This window comes from Sulfitobacter sp. R18_1 (assembly GCF_017743915.1).
Classification (GTDB): domain Bacteria; phylum Pseudomonadota; class Alphaproteobacteria; order Rhodobacterales; family Rhodobacteraceae; genus Sulfitobacter; species Sulfitobacter faviae.
Genome location: NZ_JAGHRG010000003.1, coordinates 221,737 through 245,631 on the forward strand (window position 1 = coordinate 221,737; position 23,895 = coordinate 245,631).

The 23,895-nt window shown below is 56.6% G+C and carries 17 protein-coding genes; 9 read left to right on the forward strand and 8 right to left on the reverse strand.

The window, feature by feature from the left end; translation table 11 throughout:
* Window positions 1–13: 13 nt before the first annotated feature.
* The 7 genes from J7392_RS08590 to J7392_RS08620 all read right to left on the reverse strand — a co-directional run bounded on the left by J7392_RS08590 (window position 14) and on the right by J7392_RS08620 (window position 9,898).
* Entirely contained in the window at window positions 14–505 is a 492-nt protein-coding gene (locus tag J7392_RS08590) for a copper chaperone PCu(A)C (RefSeq protein WP_209217164.1), read from the reverse strand.
* 42 nt (window positions 506–547) lie between these two features.
* Window positions 548–919 carry a polyketide synthase gene (locus J7392_RS08595; RefSeq protein ID WP_209217165.1) on the reverse strand — a complete coding sequence of 124 codons (372 nt, stop codon included), beginning with the start codon at window positions 917–919 and terminating at the stop codon, window positions 548–550.
* Window positions 920–1,917: 998 nt separating this feature from the next.
* On the reverse strand, window positions 1,918–4,170 hold the full coding sequence (locus J7392_RS08600; RefSeq protein ID WP_209217166.1) for an AAA family ATPase: 2,253 nt from the start codon (window positions 4,168–4,170) through the stop codon (window positions 1,918–1,920).
* Between the two features lie 73 nt (window positions 4,171–4,243).
* Complete coding sequence (locus J7392_RS08605) at window positions 4,244–5,200, reverse strand: hypothetical protein (protein WP_209217167.1); 957 nt, start codon at window positions 5,198–5,200, stop codon at window positions 4,244–4,246.
* Window positions 5,201–5,338: 138 nt separating this feature from the next.
* Window positions 5,339–5,890, reverse strand: coding sequence for a hypothetical protein (locus tag J7392_RS08610; RefSeq protein ID WP_209217168.1), 552 nt, complete (start codon window positions 5,888–5,890; stop codon window positions 5,339–5,341).
* 358 nt (window positions 5,891–6,248) lie between these two features.
* On the reverse strand, window positions 6,249–8,402 hold the full coding sequence (locus J7392_RS08615) for a hypothetical protein (RefSeq protein WP_209217169.1): 2,154 nt from the start codon (window positions 8,400–8,402) through the stop codon (window positions 6,249–6,251).
* A 218-nt stretch (window positions 8,403–8,620) separates the two neighbouring features.
* On the reverse strand, window positions 8,621–9,898 hold the full coding sequence (locus J7392_RS08620) for an anti-phage deoxyguanosine triphosphatase (protein WP_209217170.1): 1,278 nt from the start codon (window positions 9,896–9,898) through the stop codon (window positions 8,621–8,623).
* Window positions 9,899–10,444: 546 nt separating this feature from the next.
* On the opposite strand from J7392_RS08620, the gene dcm reads away from it, so the two are divergent.
* The 9 genes from dcm to J7392_RS08665 all read left to right on the forward strand — a co-directional run bounded on the left by dcm (window position 10,445) and on the right by J7392_RS08665 (window position 21,356).
* A complete protein-coding gene (dcm, locus tag J7392_RS08625; RefSeq protein ID WP_209217171.1) occupies window positions 10,445–11,830 on the forward strand; it encodes a DNA (cytosine-5-)-methyltransferase in 1,386 nt (461 codons plus the stop codon).
* Window positions 11,827–13,761: a DUF262 domain-containing protein gene (locus J7392_RS08630; protein WP_209217172.1), complete on the forward strand. Its 1,935-nt coding sequence runs from the start codon at window positions 11,827–11,829 to the stop codon at window positions 13,759–13,761. The genes dcm and J7392_RS08630 overlap by 4 nt, the downstream gene beginning before the upstream one ends.
* Before the next feature lie 266 nt (window positions 13,762–14,027).
* A complete protein-coding gene (locus tag J7392_RS08635; RefSeq protein WP_209217173.1) occupies window positions 14,028–16,565 on the forward strand; it encodes a Z1 domain-containing protein in 2,538 nt (845 codons plus the stop codon).
* Window positions 16,566–16,576: 11 nt separating this feature from the next.
* On the forward strand, window positions 16,577–17,638 hold the full coding sequence (locus J7392_RS08640; protein WP_209217174.1) for a PD-(D/E)XK motif protein: 1,062 nt from the start codon (window positions 16,577–16,579) through the stop codon (window positions 17,636–17,638).
* Between the two features lie 447 nt (window positions 17,639–18,085).
* Complete coding sequence (locus tag J7392_RS08645; protein ID WP_209217175.1) at window positions 18,086–18,367, forward strand: hypothetical protein; 282 nt, start codon at window positions 18,086–18,088, stop codon at window positions 18,365–18,367.
* Window positions 18,368–18,786: 419 nt separating this feature from the next.
* Complete coding sequence (locus J7392_RS08650; RefSeq protein ID WP_209217176.1) at window positions 18,787–19,152, forward strand: hypothetical protein; 366 nt, start codon at window positions 18,787–18,789, stop codon at window positions 19,150–19,152.
* Between the two features lie 596 nt (window positions 19,153–19,748).
* Entirely contained in the window at window positions 19,749–20,474 is a 726-nt protein-coding gene (locus tag J7392_RS08655; RefSeq protein ID WP_209217177.1) for a hypothetical protein, read from the forward strand.
* Window positions 20,471–20,740, forward strand: a complete 270-nt coding sequence (locus J7392_RS08660) for a hypothetical protein (protein ID WP_209217178.1) — start codon at window positions 20,471–20,473, stop codon at window positions 20,738–20,740. The genes J7392_RS08655 and J7392_RS08660 overlap by 4 nt, the downstream gene beginning before the upstream one ends.
* Window positions 20,741–20,903: 163 nt before the next feature.
* Window positions 20,904–21,356 (forward strand): hypothetical protein, encoded by a 453-nt coding sequence (locus J7392_RS08665; RefSeq protein WP_209217179.1) that lies wholly within the window; start codon window positions 20,904–20,906, stop codon window positions 21,354–21,356.
* Window positions 21,357–21,990: 634 nt separating this feature from the next.
* Here J7392_RS08665 and J7392_RS08670 read toward each other — a convergent pair.
* Window positions 21,991–23,874 (reverse strand): hypothetical protein, encoded by a 1,884-nt coding sequence (locus J7392_RS08670; RefSeq protein ID WP_209217180.1) that lies wholly within the window; start codon window positions 23,872–23,874, stop codon window positions 21,991–21,993.
* Window positions 23,875–23,895 lie beyond the last annotated feature (21 nt).

Sequence of the window (23,895 nt, forward strand, 5' to 3'; positions counted from 1 at the left end):
GATGGGCTTGGGCTTAGTGTTTATGCTCGTGCGAGGAGTGATCCATTCCGCCCGCGTCATGCCCGCGGCGGCTTTCGACATTGAACGTCACATCCAAGGTCCCGGCCTTTTCAAAGGTCAGGGTGGCGGGGATTTTCTCGCCTTCCTCAAAAGGGTCACCGTCGAGGCCCATGAACATCACATGCAGCCCCCCGGGTTTGAGGGTGACAGTCTCACCCGCGGGCAGGTCGATGCCGTCCACATGGGACATGCGCGCGACGCCCATGTCATCGGTGGTCGTCTCGTGGAGAGAGACTTCGTCAAAGCCCTCGGCGCTGATGCTGACAAGACGATCGGCAGTGTCGCCGCCATTGGTGATCGTCAGATAGCCGCCGCCCACGCGGGCGGTTTTTGGGGTCTCATAGGCCACCGGGTGATCGACGGTCAAAGCGCCCGCGGTGTACTCATGCGCGGCGGCGGGCAGGGCGAGGAGGGCAGCCAAAGCTGCGGAATAGAAAGATTTCATTGTCATGTTCCATTGTCTGAGATGTGCAAGAAGGGTGGTGGCTCAGACGAAAGGAGGCCCCCTGACAGGCGGTGGCGCCCCGGCGGGACTGCGTGGTGCGCCCAAGGCGCGGGTCAGGCGGGGCATGGCAAAGTGCTGCGCCGCGCGCGGCAGCAAGACATCCGCCGGGCTGGGCAAGATCAGCGCGTTGACGATGCGGCAGGCTTCGCAATCCAATGCCGCATGGTTCTGCCCTTCGACCGGCCCGTCGCAGAGATCGCTCAACGTGCCGCCCGCTTGGATAAAGGCGATGAACGCCGGATCCTGCTGCACCTGCGCGGTCGCCCGATGGGCGAAAGGCAAGCTGGCAAGTGCCAGCAGCAGCAAGAGGGTCAGACTGACCCGAAGCGAGGATATGCGCGAAACGGCGGACATACGCCCTGATACCCCGGCTGTCGCGACAAGGCTATAGGGTGCTTTGATCTGCGACGCGATGTCGTAGGCCGGGCGCTGTGCGGGGGTGTCTATCGGGGGAGAGTGTTGGCTGGGATGGTAGGATACCCACCAAAACACACCGAAATTATAAGTCACATATTTTTCAGAGGGTTAGGTCTAGGGTGTGCAATCCGGAGCGATGATTTGTGTGAACTCTTGTGTAACCTCTTTCTACCAGGGCGAGCCCGGCCAGTCCACAGTCACAGTGGCCTAACGAGATGATTTGCCTTTCCATTAACTTCTCAATGGAGAGGGACAGAGCATCCAGCCCATACAGGGAGAGCCGCAGCGAGTAGTGATCAAGAGAAGCTGCCGAATTCATCTCCATCTCTCGCGTTTAAACCCTCGTACTATAACGAAATTTCTCAACCTGTAGCGCTTGAAGGTAGGATGTGCCGTCGGTTGGGTCCTGCCTTAGGATAGGTAAAACCGAACAGCGAGGGCCGTTCAAGCTCCTCAAGCCTCCGTAGATGGTCCCGCAGCGTCGTGGCCCGCTCTTGCGTCAGGCTCGGGGTGGACGGGCCCGCTGTGGAACACTGTTGAGCAGCGGCAGCAACTCACCGTCTAACGAAAAGGTCGGATCGCTCTCATCCAGGCCAAGAACGGTGCGGTGGGAAGTTGCTTTAGGCCCGGTACGTTCGTCTTCGACGCGAGCCAAGAACGATCCAGGTCTTGTGCATGAGAACGATCGGCTTCGGCGTAAGATACTGCTTTCATAAGAAGGGTTGAGAGATCCTAAAGGACGCACTGCAGTTCTTCGCGGGGCAATAGTCATGAGGTCCTGGTTTGCAGTTGAGCATCGTCGCGCCGTTAGCACCAAGCGTATATGTGATGGGCTGTAGGTCAGCACTCTAGGTTTGCGAACCTATCTCATCCAAGAAAGGGTACCCGGAAGCTCCGGCTTCAAGCGGTCCAGTATCGAGGGGGCAAAGTCACAATCAATATTCCAATCCCGGTGGTTTTCCTTCGCTGCTGCTCAAGAGTTCTGAAATGCGGTCGGCTGAAAGCTCGCGTTCTTCAGCCATCGTTTCCGCGATTCGAAGCACATCTTCCCGGTAGGTCTGGATGATCTTACGGGCGGTTTCCTCCGCCGATCCTAAACAATCCTCCACATCGGAGTTGGCAGCTTGGGCTGTCCCGTACCGCTGTGTGATATCGATCGGGATGTGCGCAAGCTGAGTACCCAAGCCCCATTCAAAGAGGGCGCGACCAGCGAGGCGTGTTGCTTCGGCGAGGTCCGAGCTGGGCCCGAGCCCGGCTCCATTAGAAACAGTGCCCAAGATAACCTGTTCCGCGGCTCGCCCGGCCATCAGTGTCGCAATCCGGTTCCGGAAAGTTGTTTGGCATTCGAAAGGACTTTCCGGAAATTCGACTGATCCGCCGGTGTTTGTCAGCATAGCTTTTCTGGCGGGCGGGAGGCCGAGATGATGGGCAACGACGATATGACCGGTTTCGTGGACCGCCATGCGCCAGAGCACGTCTTGATCATGAGGCGGCGCAAACTTCGATGCGGCTTCCCCCAGGTGTTTCTCTTGCAGCTCAACACCTTCGGATCGAGCCAATCCGCGCGCTTCGCGAACAATTCCTACAACCTGGGCCCCGGATCCTCCCAGCAGCTGATCTGCGAGCGGCGCAAGGTCAAACTGGCCTGCGCCCTTTCCAATGGCCTTCTCGAAGATGCGGATGATTGCTGCGCGCTCCGGATGGCCGATCTCTAAATGGGTGTCGAAGCGTCCGGTGCGGATGATCGCCGGGTCAATCATTTCACGGTAGTTCGTGGCCCCCATCACAACCACCCCCGGCGTATCGTTGAGCACCGACAGGTGTTCGAGCAACCCATTCACCACGCCAACAATGTAATCGTTTCGGCGGCTTGGCATGTTCCGGTGAGCGAAGGAGTCCAATTCGTCGAGAAAGAATACACTCGGGGCGTTCCGGATAGCTTCCTGGACCTTGTCAGACAGTGCGCGAAGCATGTCACCCTGATGGCCATGCCGCTGACAATCGGAATAGCTTGTCGAGATCAGAGGCACCTCGAGGGAACCCGCCAATGCCGCTGCGAGCAACGTCTTACCGTTTCCCGGCGGGCCATACAGTAGGACGGAAGCGGAGAGCTCCGACCACGCCAGGTTTCCGGAACGCCAGGCTCTGATGTCGGCGACCAATCGGTCCATGCGGTCGCGTGCGGTGGCATTCAGCACAACATCCTCAAGGGTTTTCCGGGTAGGTTTCCGGATGCGGGCCGCTGCGTCTGCAAGGGCTTTCGCGGCAGCGAGCGTCGTCGGTTCGCGGCATGCGCCCTCAATGACTGCGAGCGGCAAGGCGGCAAGAGAAGTGGACTCCGAAAGCAGCGCGCGGAGATTTTCCGTGGCAACCTCGCCAGTCGCAGAATGCGTGACCCGCAGGACCTCAATTGAGATTTCGGGTGATAGCGGCGGGAGCTGTAGCGTGTTTTGACACATTGCGCGTCCGACAGGGGGAAGAGAAGCAAGGCCCTGTGTGAGAACGATAACTTTCATGCCCTTGCACACTGCAGAAGCAATGGCATTCTCAAAATGCTCTTCCCGCTTGTCTGTCTCGCTTTTTGATCCCGTCAGCGCTTCTTGTTGAACGACAATTTCGAAGCCACGCCACCGGCTATCCAGATGATTTTCCAGATCTGAAAGCCACTCCAAGATGCGCTCAATTTCGCGCCGTACAACTTTGAGATCTTGGGGTGATGCAACCGCAAGCTGGGTGAAAGACCGCGGCGTCGTAAAGACTTCGATATCTCTGTCGCTTTGGAGCAAAGCTGCAAAGCGCGCGGCATAGAGCAATGAGGCCACGGGGGGCTGAGGTAGAGGGCTGGTGCGATGGGTGTCGATTTCTTCAGCCCACGGGTCAAAGCCCTCTCCGATGGCCTCCGCGACCTCGCTGTCGGTCATTCCGGAGGCTGCTGGTGTCGCAGAGTAAAGCGCGTCGAAACGCGACTGGGGCGGCAAGAGCATCGCATCAAAACTGGGCGGTACGCCAGTACCGACGGCGAGGTCACAGTTCCCCTCGTCAAAATTTGCAGGCGAGCCGCTGATGACGCGGGATTCCGCGATACGGTCGCGATGCCAGAGTGCAATGCGACGCAAAAGAGGGCGCATGATCGAGAGAACATGCGGAGAGAGCGCGCTCGCGCGCGGGCTCAATGATGAAGGTGGCATGAGGGAAGGTTCCGAAGCTTTGGGAGGGAGGGCGCCGCGCAGGGCGCGGCTTTGCTTAGGTATCAGTGGTGGTTCAAAATGGGGGCTTGCCCGAACTCGGATCCCAACCTGCGAGAACGGCGTCGAGAAGGTCGGAAATAAAGGCCTCCGCACGATGATCATAGATTTCACTGCTGGTACGGAGGCATCGTTCGAAATTCTCGGGCGGCACGATCAGATCAGGCCAAGATGCTGAGATGAAGGAGTGCAGTGCTTTTTCGATGCGCACAGCTTGGTGTCCCGTCGCCACCGGGATGTCCCGAATGACGGCCCCCCGCGTAACTAAAAGGTCGTGCTGGACTTGCCGCATCCGGAATTCCGGATTGTTGCTGTACCCCAGCTTGATCACCATACCTTTCGGAAGGTGAAAGCGGAGGAGGTAGATCTTGCTTGGCTTAGATGTCCAGCTCTCACCGCAGCCAGCACAATCGACGTCGCCGTGTCGCATGTTCGCAATCGTGACGTCTTGCTGATGGCCGCATACGTGTTCGTAACGACGGTAACTTGCACCCTTACGTTTCGCTTTGCCGATCAGCTGCCAACCTTGCGCTTCAGCCTCTGCCGCATGTCGTGCTTTCAAACAGATATCGCAACGCAGTTCGTGGTGACCGGCGGCGGCTTTCTTAACGCATCCAGGCTGGCGACGACCAGTATGACCGCAGGGTAGTTTGTAGAGGCGGTACTTCCGGTCTCCTTCTGGGTCAGGGCCGAGATGAAGGGCTCCATAGTCCAGTGCGACATTTCCACGGCGCTCCTGAATACAGTGAGAACATTTTGGGTTGCCATCGCGAACATGGCTGACCCGCGCTACGGTCGGGAGCCCGCAGGTCTGACATCCAAGAACGAGATGTTCGTGACTGACGGCGCGACCGACGATGGTGAATCCATTTGCGGCTGCTCGGTCGCGCCAGAGCTTGTAGATGGGCCCGTGGTGGATACGTCGGAATTTCCCATCAATTGGAAAGGCGTAGATAGAATTGGTGATAGGCATACAGGTCTCCAGTTGGATCCGAGACGCGCCAACGGACGGCCCGGCCCTTCAGTGTGCTGTGAGAAATGGAGAGCTGCCGCAATTTTGCAGCGGGGGCTGCTACAAAATGGCAGGTGCGGCAGCTGAGTTCGCGTCGGGTCAGCGCAGGCTCATGACGACCAAGTTGGCGCTGTAAGCTTCAAGAAGGCAAAACGCTTCTTCCAGCAGGTCGGCCACTTCAGGGCACGCCTTTTTGTGCTTCTTAGCGCTCGACAGGATGTACGCGCCTTGGAGGCTGACGAAAGTCGCTTTCGGGGCCTGTTCCGGAATGGTCTCAAGCATCTGTGCCGCGGCTGCTTTCAGATCCGGATGTCCGTCTGGCATATTTTGGACGGTGTGCAGCGATTGAATGCAGGCTGCCCATACCGATGCTGCGGCATGGCCCAGTTCTGCGCGGTCTGCAGCATCCGAAGGTGCCGCGAAATACTCCCAATCCGCACGGAGCGCCGCGAAAAGAAGATCCAGAGTATTCCGGAATTCCAGACAGTGGGGAGCCTTGCTGTCATCAAGCGCCTCCGCAGGCTGCGACAAACGTTTGAATGAGGTTTCACTACCCTCACGATTAAGGTCTTTGTCAATATGAAAGTTCCACATATAATTAAACGCCTCCGAGCTGTAGCAGCCTTCCAGCCAGCTGCTGATTGCGAGCATTCTCGAACCATCGAGCAAGCGCTACTCAGCAATAGGTCGGGAGGGCCACCTTTTCGTTTCAGCAAGAAACTGGCTTTATTTTTCGCAGTGGCTTAGATTGACCGGAATCAATACCACGCTTGCGTATAGCGAAATTGTCAGGCTATTTTTCGCAATCGCTAATCGTGGCAGCGTGGCAACACCCCTCCATTTTTAGCAATGCAGGCCGGAAAGTCGCTTCTAACGGACGGCAATCTTCCGATCGCCGATCTCTCGAGCAGAGCGGGATTGATAGGGCGGATCGCTGAGGTGTAGGCTGCGCGGCGAAGGCAAGAGAGATAGTATCTCTTTCCGGAGCGTACTTTTGAGATCGCCGATGCTAAGGTTTATAGCGATCCCGCATTCCTTTTTCGAACTTGGCCATGTCGAGGGCGAATGAGGAGAAGACAAGCTCTCGGGATCCGATCGAGTAGCGCCAAGATCGGGCATCAAGCTCCGCCAATTGTTTGGAAGCGATAGACTTCGGGCCAAGATATGTAGTGAGGTCGGCGGTTTGGAAATTGGGCCCGAGCCAGAATGAAAGGCTCTCCTCTTTCGGCCCGTTTCTCGTGGCGATCCGTCCGCTCTCTAGCACATTCACCAGTTCGTGTGCTTGCCGTATTGGATGTCCATTGAGACTTGCGCCGTGGAACACCCGGTTTGCAATGACGATGCCGGTGTGAACCGCACACTTGGAACCGTCTTTCCACCCAAGCCTTTTAAATAGCTGTGACTGGTTCGCTGGGTCCACTAAGATGTCCTGGCGATTGTCGAGTTGCTTCGCGGCGCTGCGGATGTGCTCCCAACTGTTCCGGATCTCATGAACAGACACTGGGTGATAAGCGTTTTTGCACTCGAGAAGTATGAGCATGTCATCGCGCCTTGCGACGATATCCAGTTCCAATTTCTGACCGGCGATCTTCGCGGTCAAGTCGCTTTCGACCTCGAACCCTGCGGACCGGAGCGCTTCGGTGACAGAGTGAACCATGAGGTCCTTCGAACCAATCGCTGCTGACCGGAGGCCGTTGGCGACGATGGTGTTGCGGACGAGGTTGGAGACCGCCACAACATGCGGGGCGACCATATAGAAGTCACCAATGTCTACGAATGGACGATACTGGAGATCGAGATGCCCATCTCCAGGAACCATCTTCAAAAGTCCGATAACTTCACGTGCCTTGTCCTCGTTGCCGAGGATGAGCCGCATTTGTTCAACCATCGCATCATGCGGAATAGCCAAGAGTGTCGACGTTAGAGTCAACTCTTCGCGCTCGACTAGGTCTTGGGTGTCTTCCAGTCGACGCTGGTACGCGCAACTTATAAATTTGAAGTAGCGCTGCACCTTGAGAACGTCCAGCGATGAGATTTGGTCTGTGATGGGGAAGACAAGGTCGTCGAACGTACCGAAGTGGTCGACGTCTAGTTCCATGAGCATCTGGATCTCATCTCGAAACAGCTTATTGGTTGCGAACCAGGCATCGAAGACTGCCGGTACTTTAGGCATCTTCAGGATCAGGCGTCTTACGGGATGATCTTTCACCTCAAGCAGATTATCGAAGCTGCCGCGGTCAAACCCCGTGTCTATCAGCGTTTGGATAGAGATTGGCTGGTCTGCTTCCTGCAGGTGGAACTGCCGAATAATAGCTTGGGTTCGCTGTTGTATGAAGCCAAGGCGCACCGCACGCTCGACGTCCGGATCAATTGAGGAGATCGTGACCTCCTCCCCTTTGCGGTCCGCACGGTATGGCAACCCATCGATGAGTTGCTCCGCCTCCCTGAATTTCGCCAGACGAATTGCGGCGACCAACAGTCGTTCATAGATGAGCGCATTTTTTCCCGCGGCATCGGTGTCCACATGCGCGAAGGACAAACCATCGACCGGGAACATCGACGCATAGACGTAAAATATGAACGATGCTGCCTCAGCGTACTCCTCGGAAGTGTAACGCCTACTATCTAATGAACTGGCTTCGTGGTCGTTAATCCATTCACGATAGAAAAGATTGTTGATCAATACGAAGACGGTTTTCAGCACCACCGAACGGTGCGCCCTCACCTTCATCTCGATTTCTTTTTTCAGCGTTCGGGCGTTTCCCGCGACGCACGTCAGTGCCTCGACTGACTCCAGGTAAGCGATCCGATCCGGCGACATGGCGAAAACGTCACGGACGCCGAGTACCGCCTTAGCGATCCTGCCAATCAGGGAACCTCTGTATTCGTATCGCGACGCACGGAGCACGCCATTGCGCCGCATACATGAAATGGCGTGGTCGGGTTCGAGGAAGATCATCGCCAGTGCTGTCGCTATCGCCTCACGCGGTCGATTTTCATCTAGGTGCCTCGCGAGCACAGACACATGCGCCTTTACGTCTTTCGAAAGCGCCTTTGTCACTGGCGGTTTCTCCTCCTTTCGGAGCAACAACGCCATGGACGCTTGGGGCTTGACTGAAAGCAGACGGCTTATGAGGTCGGTGACTAACGACGTCTGGATCATTTTGTCCTCTTTAGATTAGCCAGTGGTGCTTTCAGTGCGATTCGTGATTCCATCGCTCTACGGGCCCGACTAAAATCTACTGCCAAGGTAGGCTCCTAAACGAGCGTATAATACACCCATCTAGTTGCCTCGTACCGAGCGAGTCGCTGTTCTAACAGTCGCGGAGCGTGACCAACGGCGTCTTATAAGGTTACCGCCGAGCCGTTAGTCTAGCGGGTTCACAGTTCATCGCCACTGCTCCCAAAGCCCGGGGTGAAAAGGCGCTTATACAGCCGCTCGGCGTAGCTGTCTGTCATCCCGGCGACGTAGTCACATACGCGGCGCTCCGTGGAGCTTTCCGTACACCCATCTTGCCAAGATGACTGAGGAATCAACTTCTCAGGATCTGAGAGCAATGCATCAAACAGTCGCGCTACAACCATATGACCTCTCCGCTCCAGTTGCTGTACTTTCGCCTTCCGGATAACGAGTTTGTAGGCAAGCCCTTTAAGGGCTTTCAGGAGTTTCTGATGACGGTCGGGTAGGGCAGCGTTGAACCTAAGGATTGGGTGCTCGTATGACTTGTCCTCTGTGATCGTCACATTTGTGATAAACAAATTTACGAGCCCGGAAATCATCTGCTTTCTCTGGAAGCTGTCTGAAAGTAGGCCATCGCATACTGACTTGGCATCAAAACCATCTAAGCAAGAACCACCAATTTTCTCGAACGCTTTGGTTATCTCGTCTTGAACTTCACTTTCTGTCGCTAGTCCTCGAGCGACAATATCTTCGATGTCATGAATGCCGTACGCAATGTCATCAGCGAGTTCGAGAATACTGCAGTCAAGGCTATGGTGGGCCCCGTTGCCGTCAGCAGATTGCATCAGCCTATCTTTATCTGCGGTAGCGAAGCCTTCAGTCGCCCATTCTACAATATCTACCTCGTCTTCATGGAACGACTTCGGTGGCTTCGTTGTATATTCATCAAGGTTGAACGATCCTATAGATCGCGGATACTTCAAAATCCCGAGAACCAATCGACGAGTTGGATACAGCCCTTTGCCTCGTTTCTTATACTTCTCAAGTTTCGTGAGAATTCGAAGCGTTTGGCCGTTTCCTTCGAATCCTCCATGGCGCAACATTGCGCTGTGAAGTGCTTGCTCCCCTCTGTGACCAAAGGGAGGATGTCCAAGATCGTGTGCAAGGCAGGCTGCTTCAATCAAATCACGCGGTGGCAGCCAATCTTGCACATGCCTATGAAAAGTTGCTTTCTTGAATTGTAAAGCCTCCAATAGGCCATAACCAATTTGGGCCACTTCGATGGAATGCGTCAATCGAGTACGATGAAAATCACCTTCTCCAGCTCCCATCACTTGCGTCTTGCCTTGCAACCGTCGAAATGCCGCCGAGTGCATTATGCGCGCTCGGTCTCGCTGGAACGGTGACCGGTTGTCCTTTGCGCGGTTGGTTTGATCTTCGTACAGCCGAGTTTCAAAATACGTAAAATTGGAAATCATCAATTCTTCCTGGATATAATAGCAGGATTTGAGGCTAGGTCGAAAGCTAAAGTCTTTCAATGGAAGCTATGGGATAACTCTGGAGGCCTTGCTGTGAGACGGGCGACTGGGACCAAGTCTCGATACGGCTTTGGGCAGCGACCGCGACGGCAGCATGTGAAGGCGAACACCATACTGCTCAGAATGACCGTGTGGCGCATTATCGCAGACTGGGCTGGCTCGAAAGAGCCAAGGCTGCAAATCTTGTTATGTCGACCATGCGAGAGCCGTGCTCACGAACAATTCCGCCGCCGAAGCCTTTTCGGCCAATCGAAGACAAAGTTCTTCTGCGCGAGGCATTGGACGCTCTCATCTTCGACCGCGTATCGTGGAAGCTTTGGCTCGCAGCGAAAAATAAGCACAGAAGTTTGTCCACATCTCCCAGGTGTCATGTTCGCGTGGAGATCAACAGACTGTTGGACATACAACATGAAGTAGCGCTATGTGAATGTTTGAGCAAATCATGAAAAATCTCGCCAGTACAGGCAGAGACGGAGGGGCAGAAATATGGGAACTAGTAAGGAGGCCTTCCGTTTCGTCGACCTGTTCGCTGGGCTGGGTGGGTTCCACGTCGCCCTCGACGAACTAGAGGGGCGAGCTGTTTTCGCAGCAGAGAGGGAGCCCAAACTGAAGGCTCTCTACAAGGTCAATTTCGGCGTCGATGCTTGGGGTGACCTCAATGAGTTGAGCAGCGACGAAATCATAGCCCTGAGCGTCCCCGATCACGATATCCTTACCGCGGGTTTCCCGTGCCAACCGTTCTCTAAAGCCGGTGACCAACTGGGCTTTAAGGACACAAAGCAGGGCAATCTTTTCTTCAAGGTCCATGACATTTTGCGAGTCAAACGGCCAGCACACTTCATCTTGGAGAATGTGCCAAATATCCTGAAGCACGACGGCGGTCGCACCAAGATCACGATCATTCGCTTGTTGGAGGACCTTGGCTACTCCGTGGAAGTGGAGCATTTCTCGCCCCACGATTTCGGCATTCCACAGGTGCGAGACCGCGCATACTTCGTAGGATCACTTAATGGTCTCGACCATTTTGAGTGGCCAGAGAAGCATAAAGATCCCACTGAAATCCAATGGGTATTGCGCCACCAAGGGTATTCCGGGCGCGCCATCCCGGAGCAGACGCTGCGTGCCATCAATATGTGGGGTGATTTTCTGCGGCGGTCGCCAGCTTCGCTGAAGCTGCCCTCTTTCCCGATCTGGTCGATGGAATTTGGGGCAACCTATCCCTACCTAGACGAGACCCCAGCAGGGGTTTGGAGACGCAGACCCGTGCGGGGCCTTAGCCGGATGGGTTTCAGGGGCAGCTTCGGCCAGTCCCTCGATTGCTCGCTCGACGAGCAACTTGAAAGAATACCTAGCCACGCTAACCGCCTAGGCGACTTGCATTTCCCTCAGTGGAAGCGTGCTTATATCAGACAAAACCGCGAGTTTTACGAAGCCAACCGCCACTGGATCGATCCTTGGATCGCAAGATGGAGCCCGCAAGGCTTTCCGTCTAGCTTTCAGAAGATGGAGTGGAACGCGCAAGGTGAGGAGCGTGATATCGATAACTTCGTATTGCAGGTGCGTGCATCAGGTCTGCGAGTCAAACGTCCCACTACCTCCCCAAGTCTCGTCTCCTTCACGCAGACCCAAGTGCCCATCCTCGGTGCTAATCTGGCCGGCGAACGACGCTACATGACACCAGCCGAATGCGCTGAGCTTCAGAGCCTTGGAGGCATCCAGTTGCCTTCGTCGGACATCGACGCCTACAAAGCCTTGGGAAACGCAGTAAACGCTCGCGTTGTCAAAGCAATAGCCGAACGATTGCTAAACGGGCTCATCCGGCCCACGTCGATCATAACCTCCGACCTCGAACCCTTAAGAGCTGCTGAATGACTGATCACATCGCAAATGAAAACGACTTCGACGAGGAAGATCCGCGGGGCCTCTTTCTTGAGAGCATCGCGGAAGGGTTGGCTAGTCTTTCCGAGGCTTCGGATACGCCCAACGGCGTTCGCCCTGTCTCGTCGATGTTCAGCAACAGTGACGTTGACTTCGACTCCGACTCCTGGATGAACAAACTCGCTGACGTTCAAGGGTGGCTGAGCCTCAGCGAGGATCTCCCGCACACGGGAGGTGAACCATTCCTTCAGGCACTAATCGCTGAATTCAACCTTGACCCCACCGACCTTCTTGCTTCCGAAGGTACCCACCCGCCGCTGAGCCTTCGAGCGCTCGAGCGCCTAAACGAGCGCGTAGAGGCAGCCGTACGGCTTCAGGGGAGTTTTTTTGAAGAGCTTGATGCCAAGGGCACCAGCCGCGGAACCGCTACCCAGTCATGGGCAGACTCTTGGGCCGAGATCGACGGGATCGAGGAAGTGGTAAGCCCAGAGCCTGTCACGGCGAAGGCCGACGTATGGCCGATCTACCAGCTCACCATGAGGGCGCCCAACCTAACGCCGTCGTACCAGCGTGGTGATGTATGGACCAACAGCGACCGTCAGTCCTTGCTGGAGTCCATCCTGCGTGGCGTACCTTTGCCATCCATCATTTTGCTGCGAACCGGACCTTCGACACCCCATGAAGTCGTTGACGGCAAGCAGAGGCTCACGGCCATTCTACGGTTTGTAGGAAAACACCCTGTCGCGAAGCAGAAGGTGGCGGAGGTCACAGCTCGGCACAAAGATAAAAGATTCAACGAACAAGGACGTCTTGATGACCAGGGTAAAAAAAATCTGACAGATCTTTTCAACGACGATTACCCTGCGTTTCGCCGTGCATGGAAAGCGCTAGAAGGTAGCCCGCTCAAATCCGCAGATGAGAACGAATACTACTTTCCATTCAAGCTGCGAACGACGGGAGACGGCGGGCTGGTTGGCTCCTACCTTGAGCCTCTCCGTGGAAAGTATTACACGCAAATCAAGACGCAAGTGATCGACGTCGCCGGTGAGCAAACCACCATTGAGTACCTGTTTGAGGGAACCGCACAGTACAAGATTCCCGTCATCGAATATACCAAGGCCAGTCAAGCCCAGATCCATGAGGTCTTTCGCCTCTACAACAAGCAGGGCGTACACCTGAATGCTGAAGAGATCCGTAACGCCGTCTACCATGAGGTCGAACTTACCCGCGCAACTCTTGCCGCCGCCGGCGATGCTGACCCGAATACCGATGTCGCAAAGATCTCCAAATCGCTTGCCGGTATTGACGATCTTGGCCGCCTAGGTGACGCGCTGACAGACTACGGTTTTGGGGGCACGCGCTACAAGCGCACTAAGGTTCTCGCTTGGGTCATCTCGATCTTGGTACATGACACCAAAGATAAAGACTTGGCATCGACTAGCCGTAACATCGATCAGTTGCTGATCGCGATTCAGAAGAACAAGCTGCACCCGTTAGCCGACTCGTCGACGTTGAATAAGCTGTTCAGGCTGCTGCTAGATGCTGTCGAACTACACTCATCGCATGATGAGTTGTGGTCGGATCAATTCAAGGATGGAGGTAAGGGGGCCAAGTGGCAGGAGCTTCAACTCGTTGGTTCCCTAGTCGGCATCACCATGGCTCTAGCGGCCTCGCCAGACGACATCGAGGACCGCATCGAGGCAAATAGTGATGCTATCCGAACGGCGAGCGAGGAATCCGCAGATTGGGAACGCCCTGAAAAGACCCAGACAAAAACCCAGTGGGACTACATCGCCAAGATCACTAAGAGTCTCCTCGAACTTTTGGGCCTGGACCCCGATCAAGCGGCTGAAGCAATACGTCTGCAATTCGGGACCTCTGGGTACGCATCGTTGCAGCGGATGCGCATTAAACCGAAAAGTTGAGAGCGGTGAAAATGAATTTCCCACTCGTCGAGCACGTCTACTTCAATCCACCCTCTCCAAAAGAAGCGGAATCGTGGTGGGAAAGGTACAGGGCTCAACTTGTCGGTTTGACTGACACAGCGCGTGCATCTGTTGAAGCGGACTCCCGCTACATTCTGCAGCGCGGGATATTGGCAGCCGATACTACGAAGCCCGAAGATTGGCCATCCAGCCGCTCACGCTCAGGCCTTGTCATGGGCTCGGTCCAGTCTGGTAAGACTGCTTCTATGCTGGGTGTCTCAGCCTTGGCTATCGACCACGGCCTCGACATCATCGTCGTACTCGCCGGTACCCGCCTTTCCTTGTGGCGCCAGACCTATGAGAGACTAGTGCAGCAGTTGGACTCGGGCGAGGAAAATGCACAGAAAATTAAGCGCCGCCTGCTATGTCCTAAGCCTGGGATTGCTCTGGCAGAACAGACCCACCCGCTGAGAACCACTTACCGTTTGCCGTCGGCAGAGGTTCGAACACGGCTAAGTCAGGGCAGGCCTCTCATCATCGTGGCGATGAAGCAGACTGACCATCTGCATGCGTTGGGAGCAAGCCTCCGCGACAGCGTTTTCAAAGAAGTCAAGAAGCTTGGTCGGCCCGTCCACATGCTCGTACTTGACGATGAGGCTGACGATGGCTCGATCCTCGATGCCATCGTTGAGTCCTCGCAAGACCCCATCTACGGCAACCTAAAGCAGATCCCACGCGCAATCGCCAACCTCTGGGATCCTCCCCAAGGGTCCCCTGAAAATCTGTTCTCGACCTATATCGCCTACACAGCGACGCCCCAGGCCAACCTCCTTCAGGAGGATCACAACCCCCTGGCGCCACGAGACTTCCTAATCTCTCTTCGGACGCCACTCGACGTCGGCCATCCAGTAGATACAGCCAACCCTGGCAATCTCGATGCCCCTCGTACGTCGACTTACCCCGAGGCGGCTGGAATGCGTTCTTGCTACACCGGCGGTGAGGTATTCTACCGCCGAGCAGAAGCGGCCAAACTGTGCGTGCCCACCACCAACTCCGTACAGCATGACCTCGCCGACGCCGTCCGAGCGTTCTTGGTGGCAGGCGCCATCCGCCTGTACCGTTCAGGCAGACTGGGCCCAATGTCTGCGCTCGCAAAGCAGTTTGACACCAGGGAAGAAGCTCTTGCCGAAGCGGCGTCGCCGCACTCGATGCTGTACCACCCTTCTGCGGCGATCCAGCACCATTTCCAAGGTGCTGAGGATCTGTTGATCTGGGCGGGAATTCAGAATCGAGCGACGGCTCGAGAAATGCTCGATGCGGGAGATGCCAGGCTTCCGCAGGCGTTGGTGGAAAAACTACTGGCAGACCCAGCTCCGTGGGCGCAATGGCTTGAAAAGTATCGCGCCTCCGCCAGAATAATCGAGGAGGAGTTCGGCGTCCTGCCACCGCCAAGTTTCCCGGATTGGCAGACGGTCGAAGACCTATTAGTCAGAGAGGTGATCCCCGGTACCAGGATCGCCGTGGTCAACAGCGACCCTAACGCTGACGATCGCCCTGCCTACGCACCGATCCAGGATGCGGACACCGGAAAATGGAGAGCAGCGCGCGACCTCTGCACGATCTTCGTTTCAGGGAATGTCATGGCCCGGGGACTGACGCTGGAAGGGATGACCACGGCATTGTTTCAGCGTTCATCGGCCAATCCGCTGGCCGACACCCAGATGCAAATGCAGCGCTGGTTTGGTTACCGCGGATCATATATCGAACTTTGCCGCGTCTTCGCCTCTAGTGACCAGCTCTCCCTCTTCCGTGACTATCACTATGTCGATGAAGCGGTTCGAACAGCCATCACCGAGCGCATGATGGGTGACGCCCCTGAACCTACTGTCTTGCAGGGCCTAAATTTCGAAGCCACAGGCAAAATCGCAGGCGTTGGCAACCTTCCACTATCACCAGGCGCACGCCCCTTCATTACAGTCATCAATGATAGCGGACAGCAGGATCCGAATGCAGAAATCTTGGCCAGCCTCTTCCGCCGGCCCTCCAATGACCTCACTGTCGCCAACGTGCTGCGGGGCCGCATCCTAGATGCTCCACTCGAACTGGCCGAGGCTGCCGACGTCTTAGATCGCCTCACATACGCAGATTACCGCCCTGGAAGTGAGGGGGTTCACGCAGACATCTGGAGTGGTATCGAAGCCCGGGCAAACGCGGTCGCCACACTGACCGATGCACCTCTCTATCGCCCTCCAGTGAGGGATGGTAGGGGAGACCAGCCAAGGCGTGCCTGCCCTTATGCCATCGCCGCCTACCTTAGACTTTGGTCGGCTAGTCTCACCCGGTCGATTACCGGCCTATTTGTCACCGGCCAGCCCGGGGAACGATGGTCCTACGCCGACCTTACGCGCAAGAACGCTGAGCAGCCACGTTTTTGGGTCGGCATTCGTTACGGAGATGGCGCCACCGTATGCAAAGGCCCTCTGGGACGGCTCCCATTTAACATACGCGCCACCACAAAGAGGGTGGCCGGAGGCGAACTTAAGACCACTTGGGGTGCGAGTGACCCCAACGCCGGTCCGGGACAATATCGCGGTGACGTCTACTTCGACTACTACCACCGCTACGCTGACGTACCGTCGAGCAACAATACTGGGTGGCGACCCAGCGGCTCCGACGGTCAAATCCTCTTCTATGTCAATCAACATCCGGACGACGAGCACCCCACGGTCGCAGTTGGTGTCTGTCTACCTGCGGGAGGTCCGGAGCAGTTTTCAGCCACCCGTGCTGGGGCGACCATCGTTTAGAAGGAACTCCCATGACCAGCTACGAAGCAGTCCTAAACCAAATCAAAGCCGTTCCATCGGGCGCAATCGGAGATGACCGAACCATAAATTGGTTGACTGATGCGAATGTAGTCGGAATCGCTCGGAATAGTCGCGGTCACTTGGAGCTGTTCCTTGCAGGCAACGAGTTAAGGCCCCGGACCGGCACCGTGAAAACTGCGTTGCGCTACCACTCCTGGCACCGTGACAGCCTGCCTCCACTGAGAGCCAACCGCATTTTCTTACCCGCTCTGGGGCATTTCGACCAGGTTGGTGCATTTATTGCCGCTGAACTGCTGCGCGAGAAGGCCGACGTTAATTTGGAGCGCGCCTTTGCCGTCACCGAACCGCTGATCGAACTCGCCATCAATCGCATGGAGATCTCTGAGAACGCGATCCTCGGTCTCGTCGGGGAACTGCTCCTACTCGACGCTCTTTGTCGCCGCGCGACCGATCCTCAGGTCGGACCAATCGTTCAGGCTTGGGATGGCTGGCGCCGCTCGGCAAGGGACTTCACATGGGAAGGTATGGGCGTAGAGGTAAAAACCACTACTCGCGCCACCTCATCTCACGCTATCCACGGCGTCCACCAAATCGAACCTATCCCTGCCAGTGATGACTCAACGGGGGAAGCGCGCCTGCTCCTCGTAAGCATTGGCCTGTGCGAAGCAGATTTCGATACGCCTTCGTTGTCGATTCCTGCCTTGGTGGAGAGTATCGTTGAGCGTCTCAACGCCTCTGGGGCTAGCGGCGTAGTCGATCAATTTCTCTCGCGGGTGTCAACGTACGGTACAGAGTCGGGCATCGGATACGAGCATGCCACGATGATCAACGACGCGCCGTTCACGACCAAATTTGGCGTAACCTTCGTCCGTGGGTACGACATGGCAGACCCGGCAATCGAGGTCTTGAGGCGCGATGACGTCGTAACCCATCAGCATGTCGATGCCCAGTCGGTCACTTTCCGCGTAGAACTTCCCGCAACAATTAGCTTGCAAAATCCCATCGTAGGTCCCCGACGCGTCGTGGAAGAGATCTTGGGACTGCACAGTTAGAAACTGTTGAATTCGGCAGGAACCTGACCCTCAAGGAACTGTTTCTCTCGGCTTAAATAGCCACCCTGCGCGCGGCTATGGAAGTTTATTCCAAGGATTGAACCGAACCCACTGCGAAACCGCCAATAACCGTAGATGCCCGCGCGTAACGGACGAGATAGCTGCCCAGTGATCTAGGTTAATAAAATACCAGAGCAGGTCACTGCAATCGAAGTAAAACTTCGCAGAGGGTTGATTGCGCGGCTGTTCGGGCCGGTATGATCGCATCTCGCTGACGTGGGAATCAATTCCAGCTTCGAGTCGTTCGATGACCGATGGATGGATCGCCAAAGCAGCGCTCACTTCGCGCGGAACTATCTGGAGCGGGCGGACCGGCCCGCGCTGCCTGAGGATTTTGCGGCGCTGTGACAGGTCGGCTTTACCACGCCCGCGCATATCAACCGGCTGGTGTTCAAAGGCATCGGCGAGGTGGCGCCGCCCACGTCCGTGCAGACCGAGAACAGCAAGGTAGTCCGCGCGCTGGTGCTAGGCGGCATGGGGGGTGGCGCGGTTTTCCGACTAATGGTGGTCGCCGACCTCGCGGCAGGACAGCCGGTGGAACTGTTCTCGCGCCAGCTCGTCACGGCTTCGCTCGACATCACTGCGCTCTACCTCACGCGCATCTCCAGCCTGCGACGGCTTTCCGTGTTTCTCGATTGGCTGAGCGAGGTGCTGCCGGACGAAGCTTGAGGGACCTCGCAGGTCCTATCGCTGCCAATGGCCTGCACGATCCTTGCGGATCAAGAATATCCATACAGGTCTTGTCTCATGGTTCAGCCAAATGGATCAGAACGCGCGGGAATTTGCCAAATAGTTTAGGGCTTCTTTTCATTGTTGGGGGCAAGCGACATGCCCCCGAAGTTTCTCTGCGGCCTCTTGATCCGCACGGGGATCACCGAGGAGTGAACTCCAAGCATTTAAAAACACTGCGTTTCTAGGCCTCTTGCGGGTTCGGTGCGACCTGTTCGAACCGTGGTTATCCACACCTGATACTTCGGCGATCCTTTCTCGGGGCAACCCTCTGAGCGATTTTGGTTTTGCTAAATAAACGATCAGCGTTTGCCGCAGATCAAGAATCCGCAACAGGGCCAACTAGGGAAATTGCACTGATGAAACGTCGAACTCGGGCCGACGAGAAAACGCAGCCGCGGAAGGTGTCCCTGACGGACGCTGAGTGGAAGCAAATCAAGCAGCAGGCCGATCGGAAGGGCGTATCGCGGTCAAGGTACATCGCCGAACGGACATTGGGATCCGGTGGGAACACCAGCGCCAGTGAGGACATTTTTGACTTGCTCTTTGCATATCGCGAAGCGGTTGGCGCATTGGACACTTTGCTAGAGGCCGTCTTAGCCTCACCGAACGAGATCGACATTTTGTTTGTCGTGCAGAGGCTGGATCGACTTTACGAAAGCCTCTGGCTTGGCCTGCAGTTTGCAGTTGGAAACGGCTGGACGGACGGGAGCGATGCGCGGTGAAGCTGCTCTGGTCGCCTCATTCCACCGGGTCTGCGGCTCGCGTGGTCAGCTACCTGATGTCTGACAGCCACGTGGCACAGATCGCGGGAAGGCGGGAGGTCGTATTGAGGGATCCGGCGCCCGAGCTCCTAGCGGGGGACAGGCACCTGGTCGCTGCATGTATTGAGGCGCTGGAAACGCGCCATCGGTACAGCTGCGCAACGTTGTCGTTTGCTCCAGACGAAATCGATATGGCCGCATGGCGGTCAGGCGACCGAGACCTGAGGCGGCGGATCGATGCGGCGCTAGCTCTTTGGATGGAAGTGGCGTGGTCTGGCATTGCGCCGGAAGCGCGCCCGCCAATGCTGGCTGGCACACATCTTCATGCCGGTCACCTTGAGATCAATATTCTGGTGCCAAGGGCAGTCTTTCGGAAAGTTTGCACGAAGGTCGTGTCGAGGTCGTGGAACCCACATCCACCAACCGGCGAGAGTTGCAGGATCTGGGATGCGTATCAGGATACGGTCAACCATGCGAATAGATGGTATGGCCCTGAGGATCCCCATAGAGCGGCAGCGATCAGTGGTCCCTCTTGGGTGCTAAAACGGGCTGCAGCATTGGATCGCTGGGCGGGCTGCCTCTTCACCCCTCATGGCGACATCGCTGGTGGGGACGCTGATCGCGTGGCTGCCGAGGACCCGAAGGTCCAGATCATGCTTGCGGCCCGCATTCTGGCGCGCTGCGGTGTCGGCAATCGCGAGGCGCTGTTGTCTGGGATTAAGCCCGTGCTTGCCGATCTCGGGTGGCGCATCGATCATCTCCGCCCCGATTCAATCGCCCTGTGCTCGGAGCGTGAGGGACGCGATCAGCAGTTGATCCTGCAGGGAACACTTTGCCATCCGACCCCGCCGACACCGGACCCAGCCATGGCGCTGGCGCGACGTCGCATCCTTTCGCTTGCTTCGGGGCACCTGGCAGAGGCAATGGACAGGCGGGCGGATGATGCACGCCGCATCCTTCACCGCGCATTCTGTCGGCCACCTTCTCCGGCGGACCCTATGGGCATCCTGCGCGGCCCAAGACCGACCTCTCACTCCATCCGGGATCGCCTAGCTAGGCGTGTCAGAGATATTCTCGATCGGATCGCTGCAATGCTTCAGCAGGCGCAGGTCACGGATGCCTTGACCCGTTGGGCTGAACGTCCCGGCGGCGGCTTCGGAGCAGCCCGCGACCAGATTTCGGAGCTGGCGAATATGCCGCCCATCAACCTTCCCGACTTCCACAATCCACAGCAAACACCTGCACCCTCGGCCGAACACGATACGGAGACCCCGACACCATGACAGATACTGAAATCCTCTACCGCGACCTGCGCCGCCTCTTGGATGCGATTGAGGCGCTGTTGGAGCGCGGTGCGTCACCGATCGCCGCTCCGATCGAGCAGATGCTCGCAGACCTTCATGCGATCCAGACCGATCTCGAGGTCTGCGTCACCGCGATGTTCAGGACCGCCGAAGCTGTCCAGGCACTTGCAAACCGCATCGATCCGACGGACGAAATCGCCCGGCTGCATCGTCGGCTGGACAAGATGGGGGTCCCGGAGTGCTGAGGACGGGTGCGACACTCGTGAAGGAGGTAGAGTCTGCACCCAGCCTCTACCTTTCTTTAGGCCCAGACGCGCAGAAAAGATTGAAAATTGTGGATAACCGCTCCGGTGCGTTGTCGCTGCGCATAGGTGTAATCTGCGACAACAAGGAATGGGATCGACAATTATGAGCCGGAAGGCCAATCACACTGACCGGGAGCTGGACAAACGCATCACTGATTTCTTCGGCAAAGCAGGTCGTAAACCGACATATTCGGAGATCAAGGAGATGTGTCCCCTTGGGGTGTCCAATGACAGGATCTCGTCAGCGCTGAGCCGGGCAGAAGATTGTGGCTACATCACCGGCAAGGCAGGTGGAGCCGATACTAGGCATGTTCCCACGGCCCCGCCGGGGGTGCTTAGGAAAGTCATGGATGAATTCTTCCGGGAGTTCGAAACACAACAGGAAATGATTCAGAAGCTCCAGGCCGAGAACAGCGCACTTCGCGCGTCACAAGAACGCATTCTTGCTCGGCGCTCGGCAGATATCGCAAAGGCTGTCGAAGAGGTGCGCGAGAAGGCTGAAGGACAGCTTAACGCCATGGCGCGTGCATTTCTTAAGGTAGGTCTCGAAGACTGATCGCGCTCACCTAGAACGGTGATGGGCATGGACGAACGAGGAGATTGGCCCATTCCACCGTCAGGACGCCATCTGCCACGAGATGCCGCAGACGCTCCGAAGAGCCAGTCTTGTTGCAGTTCTGATCGCTGGACGCAGCTCGACCGGGGAGCATTTTAGGTAAGGCCATCGCTTGAGTTAATTCATTTGTGGCGTCCCAGACGGCCACCTGCGATGGATCAAGTCCGCCTGCTTGGCAAGCGACCACGTTGCCGACCGCCCGTTCGAACTCGAAACTGTCCTGGGGGCGGCGCCACAGCCCTAGGATTTGTGCTGATTCAGAACACCCGGGGCAAACGATCGATTGCCGCTTTCTTCAGCTCGAACGGCATCCCATTCACATCCCCATACACCTCCTCGTTGAGGTCCGCTCCGGCGTGCGCTGGTTGAAACTGTGGCGCAGGCTAGGGCCATCAAGACCTTTTGGGTTGCCACCCAACTGCCCTTCACGGAGCGGCACGAGTACGTGAAAACTCCACTTTGGCATTTGCCAATTTGCGAAGGTCTGGCACTCTGCCATGTTCGTATTTCTTGAAGGGATTAGAATACACTTTAGCTGACTGCCAGGATTTTTGAGACCGCTTCAGTTTACCGATCAGAACAGGCGCGGCAGGGTCAGGATGGCCTGATACAATGGGCCGAGAGGTTTCTCTGCCCGGCGGTACGTCGCCAAATTCACATCCTTCGGCTTGTGCCCCAGTAGATCGAGTCGATCGATGTCAGGAATGGCGAGACTGATGCCGTCGTCCTGCCGAAGGCTGATGAAGTGATCATTCACGTAATGCCGGAAGCCGTGGCAGGACAATTTGCGGGGGTTGCCATTCAGCGCCTTTTCGAGCGAGGTGCGCAGCATGTAATCCAGAACGTCACCAAACTTGGGGTCGTGGACATCTTTATGCTCTGTCGTGTTATGGGCCAAATGGCGGATATTCTCCGGGACAGCCTGCGGAAAGAGGGCGACCCAGTTGCGCTTCCGCGCAGCCTCCACGAACTCTGCAAAACCCAGTTCCATGAGGTGCGGATGAAGCGGAATCCGTCGACGCGCCGCGGCGTTCTTAAGGCCTCGCAAATGGTTGGGCCGAATATGTACGTATGGGATCTCGTTCGCGAGGCCGAGGTCGTCCACCAGCAATCCCGCGATTTCCGCGCGCCGGGCGCCCGTGTAGCCCAACAGTAGGTTCACCCAGTAGTGGTGATCCTGAATTACCAGGCTGCCGGGTTTCTGCCGGAATTTTCGCGATTGGCAGCCTTGCCAAAGCGTATGGGCAAAAAGGGATTGCATTTCACCTAGGGTGAACGGTTCCCGCTTTTCATCGTCGGATCGTTCGTCAACGGGTATCAGCCCGTTCTTATTAAGAACGAAATCAGTCACATTTCCTTCGGACCGGGCGTGTTCCAGAAGAGCCGCAAGGGTGTCCACGTGGCGCTGAATGGTTGCAGGCTTCATACCACAGGTCTTCCCCAATCGCGTGGCCTCCTCAATCAGTTCATGGCTGGTCATCTCGAATTCCAGCTTTCTCTTCCAGTACGTCGGTGGCATCCGGGTTTCGAGCAGCTTGGAGAAACTATCGAAATGGTGCTGCCGGATGTTGGACATCCTCTGAACCCCGGTCAGGTACATGAAGAGCGTAACAGATTTCAGCTTCTGCTCTTTCGTGTCTTCCTGAGCCGTCGACCGCCATATCATCCGGACGGCGGTGCCGGCGATGTCATCACCGAAGCTGCGCTCGACAACCACGTTCTCTGCGGAACCGTCGAAATCCACGTCCTTGGGCTGCTGACGCGCGACGTCGAACTGCTTGATGATTGCGTTCCCGGTCATGCGCCCTTCAATAAGGGAAACACCTGGTGTCAAGAGTGGCTTTATCGGCGACGAAGCGTACGGAAGTTTTGCTGGCGACGAGTGTGGCTCCACGGGGACCGAAGGCAAATGCGGTTCGATTATGGTTGTGCTGACAGGCGCTACGCCGCCCACGGCTTCCTGCATCAAAGTGCGCAACATTGATACCGCACTGTCTCGGGCTCCTTTGGCATTGTGAAGTGGCACGGTCTCTGCAGCCTCATGCGCGGCCATCCGTGCTTCTACTGCGGCCCATCGCAGTTGAAGGACCTCCAATTGGCTCAGACCACTCTCTGCCTTTGCACGCATCTGAACTCCAGCGTTGAATCCCGGCGAAATGAATTCACGGAAAAGACTGGCCTGAATATCTTGAGCGATGGGCTTCTCATCTTCCTCAAGAAGGTGCAGTCGTTCGGCTGCGATGTCTTCCGACAAACCGTGTTCGACCATGCCGCGCAGGACGAAGGTCTCCAGGCGATTTCGCTGCATCTTTTTAGCCGTCAGGCTGCCATCCATACGCTCGACCATCCGCATGCGATGCACCGATGCAACGCAACGGGCGAGCTCAGCCTTGAAAAAGGCTGACACATCCGCCGTGGGCAAGTCGATATGAAGGTTGTTGTCGAGCATTCGGTCCATGTGTGCGGTCAGTTGCACGCA

Bases quoted from the DNA above. Each gene is read 5' to 3' on its own strand.
- J7392_RS08595 (WP_209217165.1), bottom strand. From the start codon at position 919: ATGTCCGCCGTTTCGCGCATATCCTCGCTTCGGGTCAGTCTGACCCTC.
- J7392_RS08670 (WP_209217180.1), bottom strand. From the start codon at position 23,874: ATGGACCGAATGCTCGACAACAACCTTCATATCGACTTGCCCACGGCG.
- dcm (WP_209217171.1), top strand. From the start codon at position 10,445: ATGGGAACTAGTAAGGAGGCCTTCCGTTTCGTCGACCTGTTCGCTGGG.
- J7392_RS08650 (WP_209217176.1), top strand. From the start codon at position 18,787: ATGAAACGTCGAACTCGGGCCGACGAGAAAACGCAGCCGCGGAAGGTG.
- J7392_RS08590 (WP_209217164.1), bottom strand. From the start codon at position 505: ATGAAATCTTTCTATTCCGCAGCTTTGGCTGCCCTCCTCGCCCTGCCC.
- J7392_RS08635 (WP_209217173.1), top strand. From the start codon at position 14,028: ATGCTGGGTGTCTCAGCCTTGGCTATCGACCACGGCCTCGACATCATC.
- J7392_RS08605 (WP_209217167.1), bottom strand. From the start codon at position 5,200: ATGCCTATCACCAATTCTATCTACGCCTTTCCAATTGATGGGAAATTC.
- J7392_RS08630 (WP_209217172.1), top strand. From the start codon at position 11,827: ATGACTGATCACATCGCAAATGAAAACGACTTCGACGAGGAAGATCCG.
- J7392_RS08600 (WP_209217166.1), bottom strand. From the start codon at position 4,170: ATGCCACCTTCATCATTGAGCCCGCGCGCGAGCGCGCTCTCTCCGCAT.
- J7392_RS08665 (WP_209217179.1), top strand. From the start codon at position 20,904: ATGAGCCGGAAGGCCAATCACACTGACCGGGAGCTGGACAAACGCATC.
- J7392_RS08610 (WP_209217168.1), bottom strand. From the start codon at position 5,890: ATGCTCGCAATCAGCAGCTGGCTGGAAGGCTGCTACAGCTCGGAGGCG.
- J7392_RS08615 (WP_209217169.1), bottom strand. From the start codon at position 8,402: ATGATCCAGACGTCGTTAGTCACCGACCTCATAAGCCGTCTGCTTTCA.
- J7392_RS08620 (WP_209217170.1), bottom strand. From the start codon at position 9,898: ATGATTTCCAATTTTACGTATTTTGAAACTCGGCTGTACGAAGATCAA.
- J7392_RS08640 (WP_209217174.1), top strand. From the start codon at position 16,577: ATGACCAGCTACGAAGCAGTCCTAAACCAAATCAAAGCCGTTCCATCG.
- J7392_RS08660 (WP_209217178.1), top strand. From the start codon at position 20,471: ATGACAGATACTGAAATCCTCTACCGCGACCTGCGCCGCCTCTTGGAT.